The organism is Actinoallomurus acaciae (assembly GCF_042429965.1).
In the GTDB taxonomy this organism is placed as follows: domain Bacteria; phylum Actinomycetota; class Actinomycetes; order Streptosporangiales; family Streptosporangiaceae; genus Actinoallomurus; species Actinoallomurus acaciae.
This window is the reverse complement of record NZ_JBHLZP010000001.1, coordinates 75,579-96,547: the sequence shown is the minus strand read 5'-3', so window position 1 is coordinate 96,547 and position 20,969 is coordinate 75,579. Positions and strand designations below refer to the sequence as shown.

Sequence of the window (20,969 nt, the reverse complement as noted above, 5' to 3'; positions counted from 1 at the left end):
CTCCGGCGGATGAACGACCACGAACGCCACATCTCCGCCGCCGAGCCCGAGATCGCGCAGTTCGTCGAGGTCGTCGGCCAGGCCGACCTCGCGACGCCCGTGTCCACCTGTCCCGGCTGGACCGTCGCCGACCTCATCCGGCACTACGGCACGGTCCAGCGCTGGATCACCCACATCGTGCGCACGCTGCCAGAGGAGCGCGTCTCCGAAGGCGACCTCGACCTCGGCCTGCCCGACGACGTGAACGAGTATCCGCGCTGGCTGGCGGCCGGCGTACGGCCGCTGGTGGCGACTCTTCGCGCGACGCCGGGCGAGACGCCGACCTGGACGTTCGGGCCCGACCGTCACGTGCGCTTCTGGTCACGCCGGGTGCTGCACGAGACCATCGTCCACCGCGCCGACGCCGAGCTGGCCCTCGGCCGCGAACCCGTCATCGACCGCGAGCTCGCCGCGGACGGCGTCGAGGAGTTCCTCACGGTCTATACCCACCATCGGCGGATCGCCGCCCGGATCGCGGAGTTCGGCCGGTTCGGGGAGACGCTGCACCTGCACGCCACCGACGGCGACGGGGAGTGGATGATCAACCTCGACCCGGGCGGCACGAAGTGGGAACGCGGCCACGGCAAAGGCGCGGTCGCCGCGCGCGGGGCAACGAGCGACCTGCTCCTCCTCCTGTACGGGCGGTACGGGCCGGAGCGCTTCACGCTCTTCGGCGACGAGGACCTGCTGTCCGGCTGGCTGGCCGCCGCCGCGCCACGCTGACGGCCGGGGCCTAACGCGACCGGCGCCGCCGGCGCTTCCAGATGGCCGCGCACTCCGCGCAGGTGTCCGGCGGCGGGGCGGCCGACGACTCGCCGCGTACGGTCATGACGGCACCGCAGTAGGCAACGACGGTCGACCCCACCGGCCGGGCGGGCGGAGGGTAGCCGTGTGTGACCTCGTCGGCTCCGTCTTCGGCGGGCCGGGGAACTGACTCGGTCGAGGACTGCGACGCCACCCCTCAACGGTAAGCCACCCGGCCCCGCGAGGGTCCAGAACCCGGTACGGCCACCTGCGAGGGCAGAGGGCGCTGACCGCGGAGCCAGGTCGCCGGTAGTGGCCAGGACCGAAACCATCCCCGCGCGCCTGGTTGCCGATGAAATACCCGTGCTGTCAGCATGCACGGGTATTCCCCCCAACTCTGGAGCCCCCATGCGCCTCAGCGCCCGCCTGATCGTCGCCGGAGCCGTCACGGGACTGCTGGGCGTGGTCCCGGCCGCCGCCGGAGCCGCGAGCCCCGCCCAGACCCGCCTGGTGGCCCGTACGACGCCCGCCGGCCCGGTGACCCCGGCGGTCACCACGGCCGCCTCCGGCCCGTCCGGCGTCTCCGCGAAGGGCGCCTACCTCTACGACATGGACACGGCCAAGAAGCTGTGGGGCGTCGCGACGACCACGAAGCGGCCGATCGGCAGCATCACGAAGATGATGACCGCGGTCATCGCGCTCCGCGCGGGCGGCCTCGACAAGACGGTCACGATCAAGAAGTCCTACGTCGACCACGTCAAGAACAACGACGCGAGCAGCGCCGGCCTCAAGGCCGGCGACAAGGTGACCGTACGGCAGTTGCTGAACGCCATGCTGCTGCCGTCCGGCTGCGACGCCGCGTACGCGCTCGCCGACATCTACGGGCCCGGCCAGACCAAGTTCGTCGCGAAGATGAACGAGGAGGCCGCCGCGCTGAAGATGACCTCGACGCACTACCTCAACGCCGACGGGCTGCCGACCTCGACGCACAAAGAGGGCTACTCCACCCCGCACGACCTGATCCTGCTGGCCCGCTACGCCATGACCAGCACGAACTTCAAGACCATCGTGGCCCGTCAGTCGTACTCGCTCAGCAAGACCAGCGGGCATGCGGCCTACAAGTGGGCCAACACCAACCTGCTGCTCGGCTCCTACAGCGGAGCGATCGGCATCAAGACCGGGCACACCAACGCGGCCGGGTACTCCCTGGTCTTCGCCGCCAAGCGCAGCGGCCGTACGCTCCTCGGCCTGGTGCTGAACAGCACCTCCACGGACTCGAACCGCCGGTTCAAGGACGCCGCGGCCATGCTCGACTGGGGCTTCGGCGCCAAGACGGCCATGCGTCAGCTGAGGTCCCTGCCCCCGGGCCAGGCCACGGACTGAGATGCTTGGGTCATGGTCGATGACGAACGCTGGAAGGCACGGTTCCGTGCGGCACGCGTGAGCCTGCCGAGCTGGGCCCATGACGCGCCGCACCGCAGCGTCTACCGCTCCAACGCCACGGGCACCTGGGAGATCTACACCTGGGACCGCGAGACCGACGGCAAACGCCAGGTGACCGACCGGCCGAACGGCACCTGGATGGGCGGCGTCGACCCGACCGGCGAGTGGATCTGGTGGTTCGCCGACACCGACGGCGACGAGTTCGGGGTGTGGCGGCGTGAGCCGTTCGGCGGCGGCGACGACTCCGCCCCCAAGCTGGAGCCGTCGTACCCGGCCGGGCTGGCGGTCGGCTCCAGCGGGCTGGCGGTGATCGGCCGGACCACCGAGAGCGGCTCGACCATCCACTGGTGCGCCCCGGGCGAGGAGCCGCGCGTCCTGTACGCGCACGACGAGGACGCATACGTCATCGACCTGTCCGAGGACGAGTCGCTCGTCGCGATCAACCACAGCGAGCACGGCGACAGCCGCCACATGGCGCTGCGCGTCGTACGGCCGGACGGCTCGACCGTGGCCGACCTGTGGGACGGGCCGGGCAAGGGCCTGAGCGCGATGGCGTTCTCCCCGGTCGCGGGCGACCAGCGGCTGCTCGTCGAGCACGAGCGCCGCGGCCGGTCCGAGCCGCTGATCTGGGACCCGGTGAGCGGCACGGTCGAGGAGATCGCGCTGGACCTGTCCGGCGAGGTCGGCGCCGACTGGTACCCGGACGCGTCGGCGCTGCTGGTCTCCCGCTCCCACCACGCACGCGACGAGCTGTACCGCTACGACCTGTCCACGAGGACGCTGCGGCAGATCGACACGCCGCGCGGCGTGATCGGTTCGGCCACCGCGCGTCCGGACGGCACGGTGGAGTTCTCCTGGTCCTCCTCGGCGTCCCCGCCGGTGGTCCGCTCGACCTCCGGCGCGGTCGTGCTGACCCCGCCCGGCGAGGCCGCGCCGCCGTCGGTGGCGGTCGAGGATGCCTGGGTGACCGGCCCGGGCGGCGAGGTCCACGCGCTGATCTCCAAGCCCGCGGGCCCCGGTCCGTTCCCGACCGTCTTCGACGTTCACGGCGGTCCGGCCGCCTACGACGACGACTCCTTCTCCCCGGACGCCGCGGCGTGGGTGGACCACGGCTTCGCCGTCGTCCGGGTGAACTACCGCGGATCCAGCGGGTACGGCAGCGAGTGGCGTGACGCGATCGAGGGCCGCCCGGGGCTGGTGGAGCTGGAGGACATCAAGGCGGTGCGCGACTGGGCGGTCGCCACGCATCTCGCCGACCCGTCACGGCTGGTGCTGACCGGCGGCTCCTGGGGCGGCTTCATCACGCTGCTGGGCATCGGCGTGCAGCCGGACGACTGGTCGGTCGCGATCGGCATCGTGCCGGTGGCGGACTACGTCGCGGCGTACGAGGACGAGATGGAGGCGCTGCAGGCGTTCGACCGGTCGCTGTTCGGCGGCTCGCCGACCGACGTGCCGGACCGGTACGCCGCCTCGTCGCCGATCACCTACACCGACCAGGTCACCACGCCGGTGCTGGTCATGGCGGGCGAGAACGACCCGCGCTGCCCGATCCGGCAGATCGACAACTACCTGGCGCGCCTGCGGGAGCTGGGCAAGGAGCACGAGGTCTACCGGTACGACGCGGGCCACGGCTCACTCGTGGTCGAGGAGCGGATCCGCCAGATGGCCGCGACGATCGACTTCGCCCGCAAGCACCTGGACCTCGTGTAGGTGCGCTCGACCCGCGGGGTCGGGCGGACGGCCTGGTTCGTCGTCGCCGTGCTGGCGTTGACGGCCGCCTGCGGGGACGGCGACCGGTGGAAGGCTCCGGCGCCGGGACAGGCGGGCGTGCTGCTCCGGATCACCGACCCGGGCAGCGACGCGGATCGGGCCTTCTCCGACATCGGGGGGATGGTCGGGTCCGGCCCGGACGGCAGCGTCTACGGTGCGGATGAGTCCCTCGTCCGGCTGAAGCCCGACCGGACCGTGGAGACCGTCCGGCGCCGGGACTCTTCGGAGCAGCAGTACAACGGCCTCGCGGTCCTGCCGGACGGCTCGCTCGTCGTCGGCAGCGGCCGTGTGGTGAAGAAGGTCACCCCGCAGGGCTCGGTGACCGTGCTGGCCGGATCCACGGGCGGGCACGCTCCGGCGGCCGTTCCGCGGTCCGCGGGCGCGGCCGACTTCCGCTTCCGCGGCCATCCCCGCCCGTTCGGCGTGCGGCCGGACGGTTCCGTGCTCATCGCGGACGCCGACACGGTGTGGGCGCTCGGAAACGGCCGGCTGACCCGCGTCCACCGGCTGGCCAGGCCGAACAGGACCGCGAAGGACGTGCGGCTCTCTCCGTCGTCGGCGGTGGACGGGGAGGGCACCGCGTACGTCGTGGCCTCCTATGACACCCCGAAGTACTCGTGGACGCCGCACCTGGGCGAGGTGACCACGATCCGCGCCGACGGCACCGTCGGCCGGCTCGCCCTCCCGGCGAGTATCGCCGGGGTGCCGGGCGCCCCGGCGTCGATGACGCCGGCCTCGATGACGGGAGACGGCGCGAACGGCGTCTACGTCTTCACCTGGTCCGACGCGGCCAGCTATGTCCTCCACATCCATGGAGGCAGCGCGGAGGTCGTCGCGCGGCACGTGCGCGGAGACAGGTGCCGGGTGACCTCGCGTCCGGTGAGCGCCATGAGGCTGCCCTGCGAACTGCCGTGGAACCTGACCTACCGACGCGGCAACCTCGTCATGGCCGGCGACCAGGACGGGCGCGAGTCGTCCGACTTCGTGCTCGAGATCCGGGTCTAGGCCTTCTCCCGCTGCCCGGTGATGTCGGCGACCATCCGTACGACCGCGGCGCGGACCTCCTCGTCCGGCAGGTCGGCGGACGGGTTCGCGGTCCTGCCGAAGGGGAAGTCCGGGGACCACGCGGTGGCGAGTGCGAGGACGGCCATCAGCAGGAGCGTCGGCGAGATGTCGTCGCGTAGGGCGCCGGTCTTCTGCCGCTCGCGCAACAGCTCCAGCTTGCGATCGTGCTCCTGCTCGCGCGTCGGCGGCAGGGCCGCGGTGCGCTCCAGCGTCGCCCAGGCCAGCAACCGGTAGACATCGGGCCTGGACCGGGCGAGGTCGAACACCCGGCCGGCCAGCCCCGGCAGGTCGTCGGGGTCGAACCGGGCGCCGGCGTAGGCGTCGGACAGGTGCCGCTGCAGCACCGTGGCGAACAACGTCTCCTTGTTGTCGAAGTAGACGTAGATCAGGTTCTTGTTGCACTGGGCGTTCTTGGCGATCCGGTCGACCCGGGCGCCCGCCACACCGTACTCGGCGAACTCCGCGAACGCCGCGTCGAGGATGCGTTGCTTGGTCTCGGTCGCGCTCACCTCGCCAGGTTACCAGTTGACTAACCGGTTAGACAGAGCGCATGATTTGGGTAACCGGTTAGTCAACTGACGGGCCGACCCGGCCCGCGACCTCATGAAGGAAGAGTGACCTCAATGACCACGCTGGCAGGCGGAACGCTCACCCTGGCCGACGACCTGACCATCTCCCGCATGGGATACGGCGCGATGCAGCTCGCCGGCCCAGGGGTGTTCGGGCCGCCGCGCGACCGTGACGAGGCCGTCGCGGTGCTGCGGGAGGCCGTGGACCTCGGCGTCACGCACATCGACACCTCGGACTTCTACGGGCCTGCCGTCACCAACGAGCTGATCCGCGAGGCCCTGCACCCGTACCCGTCCGGCCTGCACATCGCGACGAAGGTCGGGGCGCGGCGCGGGAACGACGGCTCCTGGATCCACTCACTGGATCCGGCGGACCTCGTCGCCCAGGTGCACGAGAACCTCGATCACCTGGGACTCGACGTCCTCGACATCGTCTACCTGCGGCTGGAGACGCTGACCCCGAACGACGGCTTCATCGACAAGTCGCTCGCCGCGCCGTTCGGCGCGCTCGCCGAGCTGCGATCCCAGGGCCTGATCCGCCACCTCGCGCTCAGTGGCGCCTCCGAGGCCCACCTCACCGAGGCGCAGGGCATCGCGCCGGTCGTGGCGGTCCAGAACTACTACAACATCGTCAAGCGCGACGACGACGCCATGGTCGAGCGCGCCGCGCGGGAGAACATCGCCTACGCGTCATTCTTCCCGCTCGGCGGGTTCACGCCACTGCAGTCCGACGAGCTGAACAAGGTCGCCGTACGGCTCGGCGCCTCCGCGCAGCAGGTCGCCCTGGCGTGGCTGCTCCAGCGTTCGGCGACGACCGTCCTCATCCCCGGCACCTCATCGCGTGTGCACCTGCGCGAGAACGTACGCGCCGCCGAACTCGACCTCCCCGCCGACGCACTGCGCGAGCTGGACGCGATCGCCGCTCGGTGAACGGCCGGACGCAGCACGAGGCGGACGAACCCGAAGAGTCCTAATCGCGCAGGTCGCGATAGGTGGTCAGGGCCTCACGTACGACGCCGCGCATGCCGGGCAGGCGGGCCATGCCGACCAGTTTGTCGATCAGCGGCACGGTGCGTTCGACCAGGCGGTAGGTCTTCGCCGCGTCCGGGCTGCTGTCGTGGACCCAGTAGAGGACCACGCCCATGGAGTACAGCCACAGCAGTTCGGGCAGGTCGGCCCGGATCTCCGAATCCGTCTTCAGCGTCGAGCCCTCCACGGCCTCGCGAAAGAGCGCGGTGGACGCCTCGCGGACCGGACCGGACTCGGTGCTGAACGGGCTCAGCGGACTCGACGGCTCCGCCGCGTACTTGAAGAACTTGCCGGCGAACTCCTTGTACGGCTGGAGCGTGTCGATGCGGGCGCGCAACACGCCGAGCAGCCGGGCGCGGAACTCGCGCTCGCCGGCCAGGACCTCACGGCACGCCTGAGTGTGGTCCTCCTGGGAGTGCTCGAAGTAGAGCTGGATCAGCTCTTCCTTGGAAGAGAAGTAGTAGTACGCGTTTCCCACGGAAACGCCGGCCTCGGTGGCAATGGCCCGCATCGTCGTGGCCTCGTAACCGCGTTCGCGAAAAAGCCGCAAAGCGGTCTTGGCGATCAGATCCCGGGTCTGCTCGGACTTGGTCGGTACGGCCACAGCCGACACTGTACGTCTCTTCACGGACCGAATCGGCGCAGGCCAACAACGAGCCAGGGTTCGGATCCCATTTCGCAAAACGGCGCGTCTCTTGCCGCGCCGTCGCGCGACCCGTGGCAGATGCTGCCGCTGGGCGCATGCGACGGCACAGGGAGGTTGGATGTCGACACGGCTGACCGTCATGACCGGCTGCGCCACGGCATTTCTCGCCTTAATGGCCGGTCCGGCCCAAGCATGGACGCACGACCGGAAAACACCGTCGGCACCCCTGCACCAGCAGGAGGCCGGCTCTCTGCTCCACGCGGCGGGGGTCCGCTGGACCTCCTCCGGACACTGCACACGCCGGAGGAACCCGCACTGCACCTCGTTCGAGGGGCTACGGCCGTCCACACTTGACGGCGTGCTCCGGCTGAGGGAGGCGAGCCGCTGCGGCCTGGTGATCTCAGGCGGCACCGAAAGGGGCCACGCACACGGCCCGTACAGCCACGGCTCGGGCCACAAGCTGGACATTCTGCCCAGCCGCTGCCTCAATCACTTCGTCCGCCGTCACTACCACCGCGTTCACCGGCGCGGCGACGGCGCGGCGCTCTACCGGACGGCCGACCGCAACCTGTTCGCACGTGAGCGATCACACTGGGACATCACATTCGTGTGATCAATGTTTCGCGTGAAACGTGGAGGCCCGGGATGGCCCCGGGCCTCCATCGCTCAACGTCGGCGAACTCAGCCGGCGAACTCGGCCGCGACCAGTTCGGCGATCTCCGCGGCGTTCAGGGCCGCGCCCTTGCGCAGGTTGTCGCCGCACACGAACAGGTCGAGCGTGTTCGGGAAGTCGATCGCCTGCCGGATCCGCCCGACGTACGTCGGGTCGGTGCCGACGACGTCCGCCGGGGTCGGGTACACGGAGTTCTCCGGGTCGTCCATGACCACCACGGTCGGGGCGGCCTCGAGGATCGCCCGCGCGCCCGCGACGTCGACCGGACGCTCGAACGTCGCGTGCACGGCCAGCGAGTGCGTGGTGATCACCGGCACCCGTACGCAGGTGGAGGAGACCTTCAGGCCGGGGATGCCGAGGATCTTGCGGGACTCGTTACGGAGCTTGAGCTCCTCCGACGCCCAGCCGCCATCCTTCAGCGAACCCGCCCACGGCACGACGTTGAGGGCCATCGGCGCCGGGAACGGCGACTCCGCGTCGCCGAGCCGGCTCTCGATCGCCTTGCGCACGTCACCGGCGGTCTGGCCGAGCGTACGGTCGCCGGCGACGGCCTCGATCTCGGCGTACAGCCGCTCGGAGCCGGCCACGCCCGCTCCGGAGACCGCCTGGTAGGAGGCGACGACGAGGGCGTCCAGGCCGTATTCGGCGTGCAGCGCGCCCATCGCGGCCATCATCGACAGCGTCGTGCAGTTGGGCGTGGAGATGATGCCGCGCGGGCGCTCGCGTACGGCCTCGGGGTTGACCTCGGGCACGACGAGCGGGACGTCCGGCTCCATCCGGAAGGCACCTGACTTGTCCACGACGACCGCACCGCGCTCGGCGGCGATCGGCACCCACGTCTTGGAGACCTCGTCGGGCACGTCGAACATCGCGATGTCGACGCCGTCGAAGACCTCCGGGGTCAGCTCCTGGACGATGAGCTCCTCACCGCGTACGGACAGGCGCCGGCCGGCGGAGCGGGCGGAGGCGACGAGACGGATCTCGCCGTAGACGTCCTCGCGGGTCGAAACGATCTCTCGCATGACGGTGCCGACGGCACCCGTGGCGCCGACGAGGGCAAGAGTGGGCTTCCGTACACTCATCGGCCGGTTCCTCCGTAGACGACGGCCTCGACCTGGTCGGAGTCGAGGTCGAAGGCGCGGTGCGCGGCGGTGACGGCGGCGTCGACGTCGTCCTGGTCGACCACCACCGAGATCCGGATCTCCGAGGTGGAGATCATCTCGATGTTGACGCCGGTGTCGGCGATCGAGCCGAAGAACTTGGCGGTCACACCGGGGTGGGAGCGCATGCCGGCGCCGATCAGCGAGACCTTGCCGATCTGGTCGTCGTACCGCAGCGAGTCGAACCCGATGCGTTCCTTGATCTTGTTGAGGGCGGCCATCGCCGTCTGCCCGTCCGTGCGCGGGAGGGTGAAGGAGATGTCCGTACGGCTCGTCGCGGCGGCCGAGATGTTCTGCACGATCATGTCGATGTTGATCTCGGCGTCGGCGAGCGTCTGGAAGATCGTGGCCGCCTCGCCGACCTTGTCGGGCACGCCGACGACCGTGATCTTGGCTTCACTCCGGTCGTGGGCGACGCCAGAGATGATCGCTTGTTCCATCGTGCTTCCCTCGATGCTGGACTTGACCCAGGTGCCGGTCTTGTTGCTGAACGACGACCGCACGTGGATGGGCATGCCGTAGCGCCGGGCGTACTCCACACAGCGCAGATGCAGGATCTTGGCGCCACAGGCCGCCATCTCCATCATCTCCTCGTAGGAGATGTCGGGGATGCGCCGGGCGGCCGGAACGATGCGAGGGTCGGCGGTGAAGATGCCGTCCACGTCGGTGTAGATCTCGCAGACGTCCGCGCCGAGCGCGGCCGCGAGAGCGACCGCCGTGGTGTCCGAACCACCGCGGCCGAGCGTCGTGACGTCCTTGGAGTCCTGGGACACCCCCTGGAAGCCGGCCACGATCGCGATCAGGCCGTCGTCGAGGGCTCCGCGGATGCGGCCGGGCGTGACATCGATGATCCGGGCCTTGCCGTGGCTGCCGTCGGTGATCACGCCGGCCTGGGAGCCGGTGAAGGACCGCGCCTCATGACCCAGGTTGGCGATGGCCATGGCGAGCAACGCCATCGAGATGCGCTCTCCCGAGGTGAGCAGCATGTCGAGTTCACGTGCCGGCGGCAGGGGGGTGACCTGGTTGGCCAGATCGATCAGCTCGTCCGTCGTGTCCCCCATCGCGGACACCACGACGGCGACGTCATGTCCGTCGCGTTTGGTGTTGGCGATGCGTTGGGCGACGCGCTTGATGCTTTCCGCGTCCGCGACGGAGGAGCCACCGTACTTCTGCACGACTAGAGCCACGCGTGTGCACTCCTCGGTTCAGGCGTAGTTTGACGCGCCGAGTCTACCGAGGTCAGGGGCCTGCCCCGCGAAACGATATCCCGCTATGCGAGATTTGCGTCTTTCTAGGCAACACGCAGGAAACCTTTCGTCAACCCGCGACCTGTTCCTCCATGACGTCCAGCCGCGCACTCGCCGAAACCGCATAGAGGGCCCGCAGCGCCGCCCCGGCGTGGTTGCCCCAGTGGTTGAAGTAGCTGTACTGCCACCACCACAGCGCCTCGAGCTTGCGGTCGGCCTCGTAGTGCCGCCGGCCGTGCACCAGGTCACTGGCGACGTCGACGAGGTCGTCGGAGAGCCGGTAGGGCGTCGCCTCGGTGTCCTTGTACGGGTCGAAGACCTCCATGTAGTCGTCGACCTGCGTGAGGCGCTCGGCCAGCCCCTGGCGTACGGCGTCCAGGTCGGGGTCCTCACCGACGTCGGGCTCCCAGTTGTCCGGGAGGATGACGTCGGTGCTCGCGCCCAGGCGCGCCCCGGCCATCGCGATCTGGGAGACCTCGAGGAGCAGGTAGGGCACGGCGTGCTCGCCGGCCTCGCCCTTCGCCACGGCCTCGAGCCCGGCCATGTATGTGTCGACATGCTTCGCCACTCGATCGGCGAGCGTGGTCCAGCTGTTCTCAGACATCGAGCAGCCTCCGTCCTTCGAACGCACGGCCGAGTGTGACCTCGTCGGCGTATTCCAGGTCGCCCCCCACCGGCAGGCCACTGGCGAGCCGCGTGACGGTGAGACCCATCGGTTTCACGAGCCGGGCGAGATAGGTCGCGGTCGCCTCACCTTCGAGGTTCGGGTCGGTGGCCAAGATGAGCTCGGTCACCTCTCCGTCGGCGAGCCGCTGCATGAGCTCCCGGACCCGCAGATCGTCGGGGCCGACCCCCTCGATCGGGCTGATCGCACCGCCGAGCACGTGGTAGCGGCCGCGGAACTCGCGCGTCTTTTCGATCGCGACGACGTCCTTCGGCTCCTCGACCACGCAGATCACATGCAGGTCACGACGAGCATCCCGGCAGATCCGGCATTCCTCTGCCTCAGCCACATTACCGCATACTTTACAGAATCTGACTTTCTCTTTGACCTCCCGCAACGCCTCGGTCAGCCGCGAGACGTCCGCGGGGTCCGCCGCGAGCAGATGGAAGGCGATCCGCTGCGCGCTCTTCGGCCCGACGCCGGGCAGCCTGCCCAACTCGTCGATGAGGTTCTGAACGACCCCCTCGTACACGGCTCCCTCCCCTCTGTCGATGTTGTTCTGGGCGAAGATCGTAAGGTGTGCGGGGCCGGCTCGCCGGAGCCCGGCCCCGGTACGTCACAGGCCGGGCAGCCCGAGCCCGCCGGGCAGTCCTCCTCCGGGTCCGCCCCCGAGCCCGCCCAGTCCTTCGGTCAGCGGCCCCATCTTGGTCTCCTGCAGCCGCTGCGCCTCCTCGCCGGCGTTGTGGATCGCGGCGACCACCAGGTCGGCAACGGTCTCGGCGGTGTCCTGCGGGTCGCCCGGGTCGATCGCGGCCGGGTCGATGACGAGCTTGACCAGCTCGTTCTGGCCGTTCACCGTCGCCGTGACCAGCCCGCCTCCCGCGGTGCCCTCGATCTCGGCCTCCGCGAGCTCACGCTGCAAGTTGATGAGCTGCTCCTGCATCCGCTGCGCCTGCTGCAGCATCTGCTGGATATTCGGCTCGCCTCCGGGTTCCACGGCGTCTCCTCGTTCGATCGTCCGATGGCACGAGACTACGGGGTTCGCCGCCGATGCGGTACGCGCCCACCCGTGATCGAAATTCCGGTCATCTCCCGTGCCCGTGACCGCGCACGGCGGGCGGGACCTGCTCCTGGCGGCCGCCGGGATCAGAGTGGCCTACGGACGCGGCAAATGGGCTTAATCCCAAGGTCAAGCGTTGTCGATCTCCTGAATGACCTTTCCCCCGAGCACCTGCTCGATCAGCGCCATGCCGGTCAGCGCGCTGTCCGCGGCGGCGTCGGCGTCGCCTTCCGGATCGACCTCGTCGGCCTCGTCCATCGGCCCCGGCGGTGGCGGCACGTACCCGGGAGCGGCCGCCGGCGGCGGCGGCTCGGGCTGCCGGTGCTGCTGCTCGCGCGGCTCTCGGGGGGCGGGTTGCGCGGGGACCGAGGCACCCCAGCCGCCACCGGTGTCGGGCGGCGGCTGCGGCGGGCTCTGACGACCTCCGCCACCACCACCGCCGCCGTTGTCGAGGACCGCGTCGATGCGCCAGTCGACGCCGAGGATCTCCTTGAGCGCCTCACGGAGCACGGCGTCCTTGCCACCGGTGGTGAACCCGCGACGCTTCCCCTCGTTGGCGAACGCGAGGGTGAGGACGTTCCCGTCGAGCGAGGCGACCTCGACGCCTTCCATGAGCACGATCCAGGCGACCTTGCTGCGCTGCTTGACCTCGAGGATGTCGGCCCACATGCGGCGGATGGCGCCGACGTCGACGCCTCCGGGCTCTCCTTGCTGCTGCTCGCTCGGCTGCTGTGCGCTCGGCTGTTGCTCGGTCGGCTGCTGCCGGGCGGCGGGTTGCGTGGGGGCCGGCCAGCCGTCGTCGCCGTTCGCCTGGGAGCCTCCGCGTTCGCCGGCACGGGCGGCCTGCCCGGATCGGTTTTCGTCGCGTCCCGCCGGGGCCCGTTGTGCCGCGGGAGCGGCCGGAGAACCCCATGAGGCCGCCGCTGAGGCCACGGAGGGCGGACCCGCCGGAGCCTGCGAGCCTGAGGCCGGGGGAGCCTGCGAACCCGAGGCCGTCGGAGCCGCCGAGGCCGCGGGAGCCGAATCCGCCGAATGCGATCCCGCCGAACCCGAACCCGAACCCGCCGAGCCTGCCGAGCTCGCCGGGCCTGCCGCGCCCCCCGAAGCCGAAGGCGAGGAAACGGAAGACGAGCCCGAAGAGGCGGCTGCGGAGTTATCCACAGCCCCGCGCGTACCTTCCCGCGCGCCGCCACCGCGCTGGACAATGGAAGTGGGGTCGCCCCCCTGGGCGGGCGGGGGTTGTCTGTCTGCCTGGGCGGGCGCGGATTGTCTGTCCGCTTGGGCGGGCGCAGGTCGTCTGTCCGCTTGGGCGGGCGTGGGTTGTCTCTGTTCTCGGGTGGGTGGGGGCTGGCTTGCTCCGCGTGCGGTCGGGTCGGTGCGGGGTGCTTGGCCTGGGCCGTGGCGTTCGTCGCCCGGCTGCGGGGCCTGGGGGCGGCGGATCGGGGGCAGGTCCGCGGCCGGGGCGCCGTCGCCGATCGCCAGGCGACGTTCCAGGCGGTCGAGCCGGGTCAGGAGCGACGCCTCGTCGTCGTACGCTCCCGGCAGCAGGATCCGCGCGCAGATCAGTTCGAGCAGCAGCCGCGGTGCCGTCGCCCCGCGCATCTCCGTCAGGCCCGTGTGCAGCAGGTCCGCCGCGCGCGTCAGCTCGGCCAGGCCGAGCCTGGACACCTGCGCCTGCATGCGTTCGAGCTCATCCGGCGGCACGTCGAGCAGTCCGGTCGTCCCCGAGTCGGGCACGTTCGAGAGGATCACCAGGTCACGGAAGCGTTCGAGCAGGTCGGCCGCGAACCTCCGCGGGTCCTGCCCGCCCTCCATCACCCGGTCGATCGCGGCGAACACCGCCCCGCCGTCACGGCCGGCGATCGCGTCCACCACCTCGTCCAGCAGCGTCGCGTCGGTGTAGCCCAGCAGCGAGACCGCGCGGGCGTACGTGATGCCCTCCTCGCCGGCGCCCGCGAGGAGCTGGTCCAGGATCGACTCGGAGTCCCGCGCGGACCCGGCCCCGGCGCGTACGACGAGCGGGATCGCGGCCGGCTCGTACGGGACGTCCTCCTTCCGCAGGATCTCCTCGAGCAGCTCGCGCAGCGTGCCCGGCGGGATCAGGCGGAACGGATAGTGGTGCGTACGGGACCGGATCGTCCCGATGACCTTCTCCGGCTCGGTCGTCGCGAAGATGAACTTCAGGTGGGCCGGCGGCTCCTCGACGAGCTTCAGCAGCGCGTTGAACCCTTCGCGGGTCACCATGTGCGCCTCGTCGATGATGTAGATCTTGTAGCGCGCGGCCACGGGGGCGAAGAAGGCGCGTTCGCGCAGGTCGCGAGCGTCGTCCACACCACCGTGGGAGGCCGCGTCGATCTCGATCACGTCGATGTGCCCGGCGCCGGACGGCCCGAGCGCGATGCAGGACTCACACGCGCCACAGGGCTCGGGCGTCGGCCCCTGCTCGCAGTTCAGCGAACGCGCCAGGATGCGCGCGCTGGAGGTCTTCCCACAGCCACGCGGCCCGCTGAACAGGTATGCGTGATTGATGCGCCCGTTACGCAACGCCTGCTGAAGCGGCTCGGCGACGTGTTCCTGCCCCTTGAGCTCGGCGAACGTCGCCGGCCGATACTTTCGGTATAGAGCCAGACTCATCGGGGGTCCGTCCTCGTCAGAAAGCAAAGGACCCCCCGCACACCCGCCAGAGCCTGCTTATCCTTGCTGCCTTCCGGCCCTGGGGAGGTTCACAGGATGACGCCATGCGAGGGGTCTCGACTGAGTCTATGGCATCCCGAGGACGTCTTCGGCCCGTACGCTCTCCTCGGTTCCAACGATCCTCGGGAGACCCACGAATGACGATCTTCCACATCGCCGAACGCCGCGACTGGGAGGCCGCCCGCGCCTCCGGCGGCCCGTACGAGATCTCGACTCGCGGCCAGACCCTCGCCGAGGTCGGCTTCATCCACGCGTCCCGGGACGAGGAACAGGTCCGTACGGTGCAGCGGGCGTTCTACGCGGACCTGGACGACCTGCTACTCCTCACGGTCGACCCGGAGGGCTTGGACGTACGCCACGAGGCGGTCGGCGACGATGTCTTCCCGCACATCTACGGCCCGCTCCCGATCGAGGCCGTCATCGATGTACGGCCGCTGCCACGAACCCGGTAGGCTTCTCCGCGGAGGATTCGCCTAGTGGCCTAGGGCGCACGCTTGGAAAGCGTGTTGGGGGCAACCCCTCGCGAGTTCGAATCTCGCATCCTCCGCCACACTGAACAGGCACAACGAAGGGTCCCGCTGATCATCAGCGGGACCCTTCGCATGCTTCTCAGTTCTCGTTGTCCTGATTTTTGTCCACAGTGGGTGTTTCCGGGGTTCCCCAGATGACACTGGCGATCTTCCGGGCCACGTCCTTGAGCATGGCATCCGGCACGTGGAGGTATCGCGCCCGCATGCGGGCGGAGGTGCCCGGCTCCCACCCCATGATCTGATCAATGACGCGGTCCGGGACACCGAGCAGCATGAGCACGGTGGTGGCCGTGTGCCGGGCGTCGTGAAGCCGACCGCCCCGGACGCGTGCGTCTTCGAGCAGCCGCTTCCAGTCGTGATAGTCCGTGTTCGGGCTCAGCGGGCCACCCAGCGGCTTGGTGAACACGTAGTCCGACTCGACCCACAGGTTCCCGGCTGCCTTGCGCTCCCGTGCTTGCTCCTCGGCATGCGAGCGGAGCATCGCCACCAGCGGGCCCGGCAGGGGCACCGCACGGCGGCCCGCTCTGGACTTGGCGTTCTTGGTCTCGCGCCGCACCTGTACCCGGTCCGGGCAGTACCCCGGCTTCCGGCCGCACGGTGAGGCTTCCGTGCACCCGTGCTCGTACCTGGGGCGCAGACGGTTCCGAGGCAGCTTGAGGTGCTCGTTATCCAGGTCGACATCAGCCCAGCGCAGTCCGAGCGTCTCGCCCTGTCGCAGGCCGAGCGCCAGCGCCAGCATCCAACGCGCGCTGTTCCGACGCTTGTTGACTTCGAGCAAAAGGCGCTGAACCTCTTCGAGGGAGTAGGGCTCTACCTCCGTCTCCTCTTCTTCCATCCGGGCGGTTTCGCCAACGCGGCGGCGTTCTTCGCCGCGTGACCACGCCGACCCGCAAGTCGTGATCCAGGCGTGCAAGATGAAGAACCTGGCCGTCCACCACAGCGTCCGGCTAAACAGCCGCGACGGCGCCGCCTAGGGCAAAGGAAAACCCGTGGAATCCCTCGAACAGTGGCTCACCCGACCGGAAGGCATGGCAACCCGACTCCGTGCCCTGCGTGCGCAAGCAGGCCTGTCCGGCAAACAACTCGCCGACGCCCACGATTGGCAGCAGTCGAAAGTATCTCGCATCGAGAACGGCAGGCAGATGCCATCCGTCACGGACATCGAAGCGTGGGCCCGGACATGCAATGCCGAATCCGAGATCGAAAGTCTTCTCCAGCAACGGCGCGAAGCCCGGATCGCTCACGCCACCTTCCAAAGCCGGATGCGGAAGGGACAGGCGCGGGTCCAAGAAAGCTACAACGAACTCGTCTCCAGCCCGAACACAATCCGCCACTTCGAGACGGCGTACGTGCCCGACCTCTTGCAGGTTCCCGACTACGCGCGCAGCGTCCTCACTGAAATGGTCTCACTGCACGGCCTCAAGAGAGACGATGTTGACGCGGCCGTACAAACCCGAATGCAGCGACAGCGGATGCTGTACGACTCCGATAAGAACTTCGAATTCCTGCTCGCCGAGCCTGTGCTTCGATGGCTGATCTGCCCGCCGGCCGTCATGCGAAGCCAGCTTGACCGCCTCCAGACCGTCATCGGCTTGGAGCGTGTCCGGTTCGGGATCGTCCCAATGGGAGTGGAACTCTCAACGACTCCCCAGAACAGCTTCCAGATCTACGCTGGAGACAACACGGTTGTCGCGGTCGAGACGTTTATCGGTGAGACGTTCCATCGTGACGACGAGGCTGCCGCGTACAGTAAGGCGCTCGATCGCATGTGGGAAGAAGCCGTTACCGGAGAACAGGCCCGAGAACTGATCATCGCAGCGACGAAGGACCTGGGGAAGGTATAGCCATACGAGAAATGACGCTGGGCCGTACCCGAGTCTTGGGTGCGGCCCAGCGTTCTCTTCGGCTTAGCCCGACCGGCAAATGGTGAGGCGGCGTTCGCGATAGGTGGCCTGGGCGTGGGACAGGCATGGGTCTGCGTGATCATGGAGTTCTCCACGCTCAGTGATCACCCGGAGGACCCGTGCCTGCCGTTGCGTCCTGCCTGCTCGAGCCCCTCTGGGACCAGTTCGCGGCGCTCCTGCCGGAACGCGAGGCGTTCGCCTCCAGCCACCCGCTCGGTTGCCACCGCCGCCCGATACCGGCCGCATGGCGTTCGAGCACATCGTGCTCGCCCTGGTCCACGGCTCTGGTTACGAGCGGATCGCCAGCCGAGCCAGGTCAGATCACGGTCAGGGCTCCGGCGTAGTCGCGAAAGCTTCCCGAGTGTCCGAATCGCGTCGCGCGTCGACAGAGGCCTCACCGGTGCGCCGAGACAAAGGTCAGTAGCGTCGCGGGCACTCTGGCAGGTCTCTGTACCGTCGACGACGAGAATCGGACATTCGAGCATCTATCGCGAGAACGCCGGAGCCCCGAGATCACGGTGCGCGTCGCCGTCTGTAATATGACCTCCGGAACCGACCGAACACGGGTTACATAATCTAGTCGGAGGCTATTGGTGACCAGGGTGCGGGCATGTTTGCCGCAGTAGCCCGACGGTTTTTCCGTTTTCCGCTTTCCGCGGTCGAGCACGGCTCAGAAAGAACTGCCTTGAAGGATGCGGTCCGGGCTCGACTTTTAACCGAACGGCGCATTGCCGCCGCGCCGCTCGAGCGGCACGTTCCGTTGCCACGACCGGACGAACTTCATTTCGAACGCGGTGCCGACGGGCTCATCGAATCGGTCAATGGCCGGTCCGTGGCCGACTTCATTGGCGACCTCACCTATGCACGCGCGAAGGAGTACCTGCGGCGCCGGGTGGCCCGAACCGACCTCGCATTCTCCGATCAGAAGGCCGGACCGGTCCTCTCCGTGCTCATGGACCGGAAGACCGGACGGTTGTACGAAGGCATCAACGACATGATCAGGGTTCCCGACGACCTGCATCCCGTCATGCAAAGTCGCTTGGAGAAACTCACCAGATGGTCGCATGACGTCGCCCCGTTCAACCACGGGTCAGCCCATCCGCCGGGTGAATTCCCACACTTTTCAGAGCCGGGCACCCACGCAGAGGTCATTGCGACGAGCAAAGCACTATGGGAGCGCACCGCCGACGGCGAGGTGGTCACACCGCAGACCGTAAGTGAATTCTATTTCGACAATCGATGGATCCGAGTGAAGGAAGGTCTTGAGCAGGCGCCTTGCTGCGCCAACTGCACGCACTTCTTGTATGACGTGCCGAACCCGGTGAAGTATTATGACAGGTATCCGAACGATAACGTGACTGTGGATAAATTTACCCCTCCGTACGCAGAATCGCGAGGATGACGAGGCCATGCGCATCACCATGGACGAACTCGAATATGACAACAGTCAGCGCAGACTTTATCGGGGAATCCCTTATACCGGGACGGCATGGGAGTTCTATGTGAATGGGGAGGTGATGACTGAGCAGACCTTCCACGAAGGTGTTCCGCATGGAGTTTCACGTGCGTACCGTCCTGGCGAGCGGATCGAGTCAGAACGGTGGCACAACTACGGCCGCCGAAACGGCCGGTGGCGAACCTGGCACGAGAACGGGCGACTCGCGGAGGAGCTGATCTACGAGCGGGGACACATCGTCTCGCGCGGCGCCTGGACCGAGGACGGGCGGCCGATTGACGACTGACGGAGGGTAGATCCGTCTTCGTATACGGCATCGAGTGGACCTGCAACGGAACCGGAGCGCATGCTTACTGTAAGACCGACCAGCGAATGGATCACTTCAGGCGTCGTGTGGCGGGGCGTTCGTCCCAGCGATAGCGGCTGGTCGCGTGTCGGAGGCCACCGAGCATTTCAGGCCCTGCTTACCCCGGTCAACGGGCGAACGTCCTGCTCGCTCGCCACCCGAGGGTGCCTTGGTGATGCATCCATCGACGGAGATCTCGGCCAGCCCCAGCCCGATCATGCGATCGTAGGCCTACAGTGCCAGAGCGTGGACCTGCTCGGCCACGCCCAGCTCGGCCCACTGTCTGACGCGGCCTCGGATGGCGCGGTCGGAGCATCCCGGGCTGGCGATCCGCTCGTAACCAGAGCCGTGGACCAGGGCGAGCACGATGTGCTCGAACGCCGTGCGGCCGGTATCGGGCGGCGGTGGCAACCGAGCGGGTGGCTGGAGGCGAACGCCTCGCGTTCCGGCCGGAGCGCCGCGAACCGGTCCCAGAGGGGCTCGAGCAGGCAGGACGCAACGGCAGGCACGGGCCCCCGGGTGATCACTGAGCGTGAGGGCGTTGGCCGCTCCTCCCGTTGTCCTGATCTTTGTCCAGTGCGCTGACGAACGCCACCGTTCGTCGCCGTACGCGCCCCTGTCCAAGCTGCCGCGCGAACGCTCACGACCGCCCCTGAACGATCACGTGGACAGTTAGAAAGCGTGTTGGGGGCAACCCCTCGCGAGTTCGAATCTCGCATCCTCCGTCACGCTGAGCAGGCATTACGTCGGTCGAATACCTCGCAGGTGCCGGCCCGACACGTTCCATCGCAGCTCATTTGATCCAGCGGAACAGCGGCTCGAGCACGTCGTCCCCGGCGAAGATCAGCCATGCAGGAACCCTGATGACTCGACCGACCGCGCAGGATTTCGCACCTTTTCCTCCGGACGGCAGGCCTGTCAGCAAGTCTCCTCGGGCATGTGTGAGGCGCAGGTGACGTGCCGGGTCCTCTCCATCTCGGCGACCGGTATCGATCAGTACCGCGGTGTTCTCGCCGTCGACGGTGAACAGCAAATCGACGGCATGCCCTCCGACCATCGCGGTGCGCTCCAGGTCAGTGATCCCACGCGTACCGAGGTACTCCTGAAGCCGGTCGGCGAGTTCTTCCTTGAGCGGAGTCGGTTCGGCGTCGGTGGAAGGAGCGGGGCCGCTGCCGTCGTCGACACCTCCCAGCACCGAGGATCGTTCCGCGAGCCGGGCCGGCAACCCCACTTGGCCCCGCCAGAACGCCAGGCTTCCCACCGTGATGAGTTGTGACCTGGCGCGCGTGACCGCGACGTTCCAGAGGTTGACCTGGCTTGCCACCCAATGCGTCGTCTCCGGAGGAGTGTTCGTCGTGGCCACCGGGCTCAGCACCATGACGTCCCGTTGCCCACCCTGGAAAGAGTGCACTGTGCCCACCCGCACCCGCTCGTCGCGCAACACCTTCGCCAAGGCGTCTCTATGTGCCTTGAAAGGCGTCACCACTCCGACGGTGGCATCGGCCGGGAGCCGGGCGAGCAGTTCCTCGACCACCTGCCGCACGCGGGCTGCCTCCGCGCTGTTGGTCCAAGAGATCCCACCCTGGCCCCGCGCCGATTCACCGTACGGAACGTCCACCCACCCCAGGACCGGTGCGGGCACTGACATGCCGATCGGGTCCAGGGCGGGAACCTGCCGCCGGACGTCGGTCAGCACTCTCAGTTGACCCGCGTAGCAGAAGCCATTGACCACATCCGCGATCTGTGGGTGGCACCGGTAGTGCTCGTCGAGAAGGTGCGCCTGATCCGCATGCTGGGCTGCGGCGTGATACGAGGAGTACACGTGATAGGCGAGCCGATGATCTTCAAGCTGTGCGGCGCTCAGTCGGGCATTGAGGCGAGCCTGCCGTTCCTGCTGCGGCGTGATCCCGGGGATGTGCCCCAACTGCAT

At 68.5% G+C, this 20,969-nt stretch carries 20 protein-coding genes, 1 tRNA gene, 1 other RNA gene and 2 pseudogenes; 12 read left to right on the top strand and 12 right to left on the bottom strand.

Going from position 1 to position 20,969, the window contains the following annotated elements; all coding sequences use genetic code 11:
- Positions 1–9: 9 nt before the first annotated feature.
- From ACFFNX_RS00545 to ACFFNX_RS00530, 4 genes are all read left to right on the top strand, one after another.
- Complete coding sequence (locus tag ACFFNX_RS00545; RefSeq protein ID WP_378193295.1) at positions 10–762, top strand: maleylpyruvate isomerase family mycothiol-dependent enzyme; 753 nt, start codon at positions 10–12, stop codon at positions 760–762.
- A 429-nt stretch (positions 763–1,191) separates the two neighbouring features.
- Positions 1,192–2,166 (top strand): D-alanyl-D-alanine carboxypeptidase family protein, encoded by a 975-nt coding sequence (locus tag ACFFNX_RS00540; protein ID WP_378193294.1) that lies wholly within the window; start codon positions 1,192–1,194, stop codon positions 2,164–2,166.
- Positions 2,167–2,178: 12 nt separating this feature from the next.
- The gene (locus ACFFNX_RS00535; RefSeq protein ID WP_378193292.1) at positions 2,179–3,936 is read left to right on the top strand and encodes a S9 family peptidase; all 1,758 of its coding nucleotides are present in this window, start codon (positions 2,179–2,181) and stop codon (positions 3,934–3,936) included.
- The gene (locus ACFFNX_RS00530) at positions 3,937–5,001 is read left to right on the top strand and encodes an SMP-30/gluconolactonase/LRE family protein (RefSeq protein WP_378193289.1); all 1,065 of its coding nucleotides are present in this window, start codon (positions 3,937–3,939) and stop codon (positions 4,999–5,001) included. It begins immediately after the preceding gene.
- On the opposite strand, the gene ACFFNX_RS00525 is transcribed toward ACFFNX_RS00530, so the two are convergent.
- Positions 4,998–5,570, bottom strand: coding sequence for a TetR/AcrR family transcriptional regulator (locus tag ACFFNX_RS00525; RefSeq protein WP_378193286.1), 573 nt, complete (start codon positions 5,568–5,570; stop codon positions 4,998–5,000). The two genes, ACFFNX_RS00530 and ACFFNX_RS00525, sit on opposite strands and share 4 nt — an antisense overlap.
- Positions 5,571–5,684: 114 nt before the next feature.
- On the opposite strand from ACFFNX_RS00525, the gene ACFFNX_RS00520 reads away from it, so the two are divergent.
- Positions 5,685–6,560, top strand: a complete 876-nt coding sequence (locus ACFFNX_RS00520) for an oxidoreductase (RefSeq protein WP_378193284.1) — start codon at positions 5,685–5,687, stop codon at positions 6,558–6,560.
- Positions 6,561–6,600: 40 nt separating this feature from the next.
- Here ACFFNX_RS00520 and ACFFNX_RS00515 read toward each other — a convergent pair whose 3' ends face one another.
- The gene (locus ACFFNX_RS00515; protein ID WP_378193281.1) at positions 6,601–7,263 is read right to left on the bottom strand and encodes a TetR/AcrR family transcriptional regulator; all 663 of its coding nucleotides are present in this window, start codon (positions 7,261–7,263) and stop codon (positions 6,601–6,603) included.
- A 160-nt stretch (positions 7,264–7,423) separates the two neighbouring features.
- Here ACFFNX_RS00515 and ACFFNX_RS00510 point away from each other — a divergent pair, with 160 nt between their 5' ends.
- Complete coding sequence (locus tag ACFFNX_RS00510) at positions 7,424–7,918, top strand: hypothetical protein (protein ID WP_378193278.1); 495 nt, start codon at positions 7,424–7,426, stop codon at positions 7,916–7,918.
- Between the two features lie 68 nt (positions 7,919–7,986).
- Here ACFFNX_RS00510 and ACFFNX_RS00505 read toward each other — a convergent pair whose 3' ends face one another.
- From ACFFNX_RS00505 to ffs, 7 genes are all read right to left on the bottom strand, one after another.
- Positions 7,987–9,060, bottom strand: a complete 1,074-nt coding sequence (locus ACFFNX_RS00505; protein ID WP_378193275.1) for an aspartate-semialdehyde dehydrogenase — start codon at positions 9,058–9,060, stop codon at positions 7,987–7,989.
- Positions 9,057–10,325, bottom strand: a complete 1,269-nt coding sequence (locus ACFFNX_RS00500; protein ID WP_378193272.1) for an aspartate kinase — start codon at positions 10,323–10,325, stop codon at positions 9,057–9,059. Before ACFFNX_RS00500 ends, ACFFNX_RS00505 begins: the two co-directional genes overlap by 4 nt.
- Positions 10,326–10,455: 130 nt before the next feature.
- Positions 10,456–10,989 (bottom strand): DUF5063 domain-containing protein, encoded by a 534-nt coding sequence (locus ACFFNX_RS00495; RefSeq protein WP_285577164.1) that lies wholly within the window; start codon positions 10,987–10,989, stop codon positions 10,456–10,458.
- The gene (gene recR, locus ACFFNX_RS00490) at positions 10,982–11,581 is read right to left on the bottom strand and encodes a recombination mediator RecR (protein ID WP_378193269.1); all 600 of its coding nucleotides are present in this window, start codon (positions 11,579–11,581) and stop codon (positions 10,982–10,984) included. The genes ACFFNX_RS00495 and recR overlap by 8 nt, the downstream gene beginning before the upstream one ends.
- 84 nt (positions 11,582–11,665) lie before the next feature.
- Positions 11,666–12,046 carry a YbaB/EbfC family nucleoid-associated protein gene (locus ACFFNX_RS00485; protein WP_378193266.1) on the bottom strand — a complete coding sequence of 127 codons (381 nt, stop codon included), beginning with the start codon at positions 12,044–12,046 and terminating at the stop codon, positions 11,666–11,668.
- A gap of 192 nt (positions 12,047–12,238) precedes the next feature.
- Entirely contained in the window at positions 12,239–14,743 is a 2,505-nt protein-coding gene (locus ACFFNX_RS00480) for a DNA polymerase III subunit gamma and tau (protein ID WP_378193263.1), read from the bottom strand.
- Between the two features lie 23 nt (positions 14,744–14,766).
- An RNA gene (gene ffs, locus ACFFNX_RS00475) (signal recognition particle sRNA small type) lies at positions 14,767–14,862 on the bottom strand.
- Positions 14,863–14,940: 78 nt separating this feature from the next.
- Here ffs and ACFFNX_RS00470 point away from each other — a divergent pair.
- Both ACFFNX_RS00470 and ACFFNX_RS00465 read left to right on the top strand, forming a co-directional pair.
- Complete coding sequence (locus ACFFNX_RS00470) at positions 14,941–15,255, top strand: DUF952 domain-containing protein (protein ID WP_378193260.1); 315 nt, start codon at positions 14,941–14,943, stop codon at positions 15,253–15,255.
- 10 nt (positions 15,256–15,265) lie between these two features.
- Positions 15,266–15,353 (top strand) — tRNA-Ser (locus ACFFNX_RS00465).
- Positions 15,354–15,412: 59 nt separating this feature from the next.
- Here the strand turns inward: ACFFNX_RS00465 and ACFFNX_RS00460 are convergent.
- Positions 15,413–16,246, bottom strand: coding sequence for a tyrosine-type recombinase/integrase (locus ACFFNX_RS00460; protein WP_378193257.1), 834 nt, complete (start codon positions 16,244–16,246; stop codon positions 15,413–15,415).
- A 76-nt stretch (positions 16,247–16,322) separates the two neighbouring features.
- On the opposite strand from ACFFNX_RS00460, the gene ACFFNX_RS00455 reads away from it, so the two are divergent.
- From ACFFNX_RS00455 to ACFFNX_RS00440, 4 genes and pseudogenes are all read left to right on the top strand, one after another.
- On the top strand, positions 16,323–17,177 hold the full coding sequence (locus ACFFNX_RS00455; RefSeq protein WP_378193254.1) for a helix-turn-helix domain-containing protein: 855 nt from the start codon (positions 16,323–16,325) through the stop codon (positions 17,175–17,177).
- A gap of 179 nt (positions 17,178–17,356) precedes the next feature.
- A pseudogene (locus ACFFNX_RS00450) lies at positions 17,357–17,556 on the top strand (IS5/IS1182 family transposase); the annotation flags it as partial.
- A gap of 291 nt (positions 17,557–17,847) precedes the next feature.
- Positions 17,848–18,639, top strand: coding sequence for a hypothetical protein (locus ACFFNX_RS00445; protein ID WP_378193251.1), 792 nt, complete (start codon positions 17,848–17,850; stop codon positions 18,637–18,639).
- Positions 18,640–18,646: 7 nt separating this feature from the next.
- On the top strand, positions 18,647–18,979 hold the full coding sequence (locus ACFFNX_RS00440) for a toxin-antitoxin system YwqK family antitoxin (RefSeq protein WP_378193248.1): 333 nt from the start codon (positions 18,647–18,649) through the stop codon (positions 18,977–18,979).
- 99 nt (positions 18,980–19,078) lie between these two features.
- On the opposite strand, the pseudogene ACFFNX_RS00435 reads toward ACFFNX_RS00440, so the two are convergent.
- Positions 19,079–19,548: pseudogene (locus ACFFNX_RS00435) on the bottom strand (IS5/IS1182 family transposase); the annotation flags it as partial.
- Between the two features lie 284 nt (positions 19,549–19,832).
- Positions 19,833–20,969 (bottom strand): DEAD/DEAH box helicase, encoded by a 1,137-nt coding sequence (locus tag ACFFNX_RS00430; RefSeq protein WP_378193321.1) that lies wholly within the window; start codon positions 20,967–20,969, stop codon positions 19,833–19,835.

Bases quoted from the DNA above. Each gene is read 5' to 3' on its own strand.
- ACFFNX_RS00545 (WP_378193295.1), top strand. From the start codon at position 10: ATGAACGACCACGAACGCCACATCTCCGCCGCCGAGCCCGAGATCGCG.
- ACFFNX_RS00540 (WP_378193294.1), top strand. From the start codon at position 1,192: ATGCGCCTCAGCGCCCGCCTGATCGTCGCCGGAGCCGTCACGGGACTG.
- ACFFNX_RS00535 (WP_378193292.1), top strand. From the start codon at position 2,179: ATGGTCGATGACGAACGCTGGAAGGCACGGTTCCGTGCGGCACGCGTG.
- ACFFNX_RS00520 (WP_378193284.1), top strand. From the start codon at position 5,685: ATGACCACGCTGGCAGGCGGAACGCTCACCCTGGCCGACGACCTGACC.
- ACFFNX_RS00510 (WP_378193278.1), top strand. From the start codon at position 7,424: ATGTCGACACGGCTGACCGTCATGACCGGCTGCGCCACGGCATTTCTC.
- ACFFNX_RS00505 (WP_378193275.1), bottom strand. From the start codon at position 9,060: ATGAGTGTACGGAAGCCCACTCTTGCCCTCGTCGGCGCCACGGGTGCC.
- ACFFNX_RS00495 (WP_285577164.1), bottom strand. From the start codon at position 10,989: ATGTCTGAGAACAGCTGGACCACGCTCGCCGATCGAGTGGCGAAGCAT.
- ACFFNX_RS00480 (WP_378193263.1), bottom strand. From the start codon at position 14,743: ATGAGTCTGGCTCTATACCGAAAGTATCGGCCGGCGACGTTCGCCGAG.
- ACFFNX_RS00470 (WP_378193260.1), top strand. From the start codon at position 14,941: ATGACGATCTTCCACATCGCCGAACGCCGCGACTGGGAGGCCGCCCGC.
- ACFFNX_RS00445 (WP_378193251.1), top strand. From the start codon at position 17,848: ATGTTTGCCGCAGTAGCCCGACGGTTTTTCCGTTTTCCGCTTTCCGCG.
- ACFFNX_RS00440 (WP_378193248.1), top strand. From the start codon at position 18,647: ATGCGCATCACCATGGACGAACTCGAATATGACAACAGTCAGCGCAGA.
- ACFFNX_RS00430 (WP_378193321.1), bottom strand. From the start codon at position 20,969: ATGCAGTTGGGGCACATCCCCGGGATCACGCCGCAGCAGGAACGGCAG.